At 67.0% G+C, this 1,416-nt stretch carries 1 protein-coding gene; it reads right to left on the bottom strand.

The genetic code is table 11. The features are described 5' to 3' along the window. Positions 1 to 47: 47 nt before the first annotated feature. Positions 48 to 1,295 carry an IS256 family transposase gene (locus tag ABD213_RS14995; RefSeq protein ID WP_344330290.1) on the bottom strand — a complete coding sequence of 416 codons (1,248 nt, stop codon included), beginning with the start codon at positions 1,293 to 1,295 and terminating at the stop codon, positions 48 to 50. Between the last annotated feature and the right edge of the window lie 121 nt (positions 1,296 to 1,416).

The raw sequence follows: 1,416 nt of genomic DNA, 5'->3' as shown, positions 1-1,416 counted from the left end.
GGTCAAGTCCCCTGGAGTGGTGTAGCGCTGCGTGACCCTCTCGGGGTTCAGGCGGTCAGTGCTGGGAGGTCCTCCTTCTCGATGTCGGTGCCGCCGGTGGCGACGATGGTGAGGCGGGACTTGGCGAGGATGTCGAGTCCGAGGTAGCGGCGTCCTTCGGCCCATTCGTCGGTCTGCTCGGCCAGGACAGCTCCGACGAGCCGGATGATCGCGTCGCGGTTGGGGAAGATTCCGACGCTGTCGGTGCGACGGCGGATCTCGCGGTTCAGGCGTTCGTTGGGGTTGTTGGACCAGATCTGCTGCCAGAGCCCTTCGGGGAAGCTGGTGAACGCGAGGATGTCCTCACGGGCTGCGGTGAGGTGCTCGGCGACGTCGGGCAACTTCTCGTCGACGTAGTCGATGAGTCGGTCGAACTGGGCGTGAACGGCTGTGGCGTCGGGCTGGTCATAGACGCTGTGCAGCATCGCCTTGACCGCCGGCCACATGCTCTTGGGACAGATCGACATCAGGTTCGCGGCGTAGTGGGTGCGGCACCGCTGCCAGGCGGCTCCGGGTAGGTTCGCTGCGATCGCGTCCTTCAACCCGGGGTGGGCATCGCTGGTCACGAGCCGGACTCCGGCCAGGCCGCGGGCGACGAGGTCGGCGAAGAACTCGTTCCAGGCCGGTCCGGTCTCACTGGTGGCGACCCGCAAGCCGAGGACCTCGCGGCGTCCATCGGCGTTGACGCCGGTCGCGATCAGCACGACGGAGCTGACGACGCGGCCGCCTTCGCGGACCTTCATCGTGAGTGCGTCCGCGGCGACGAAGGTGAACGGGCCGGCATCGCTGAGGGGCCGGTGGCGGAACTCCGCGACGAGCTGGTCCAGGTCCGCGGCCATCCGCGAGACCTGCGACTTGGACAGGCTGTTGATGCCCAACGTCTTGACGAGCTTGTCCATCCGCCGCGTGCTGACGCCGGCGAGGTAGCAGTCGGCGACGACGGTGATCAGAGCGGTCTCGGCCCTCTTGCGGCGTTCGAGCAGCCACTCGGGGAAGTAGGACCCTTGTCGCAGTTTCGGGATCGCGACGTCGATCGTCCCGACCCTGGTGTCCAACGGCCGATGGCGGTAGCCGTTGCGCTGGGCCACCCGGTCCGGGGACGGGCGGCCGTACTCGGCGCCAACAACGGCGTCGGCGTCGGCCGAGAGCAGGGCATTGATCATCGTCTGCAGCAGCGAACGCATCAGATCGGGGCTGGCCTCGGCGAGGGCTTCGCCAAGCAGGCCAGCAGGGTCGACAATGTGTGGAGCGGTCATCGTGTGTCCTTCTTCGAGTCGGTTGTGAGAGATCACTCGAAGGATCACGCGGTGGCCGCGTCCTCGTCCACACCAGGGACGAACTCGACGACCGCGCTACACCACTATCGGGGACTCAACT

This window comes from Aeromicrobium halocynthiae, assembly GCF_039531385.1.
In the GTDB taxonomy this organism is placed as follows: Bacteria; Actinomycetota; Actinomycetes; order Propionibacteriales; family Nocardioidaceae; genus Aeromicrobium; species Aeromicrobium halocynthiae.
The sequence above is the reverse complement of the archived record's forward strand: the minus strand, read 5'-3'. Positions and strand labels throughout refer to the sequence as shown.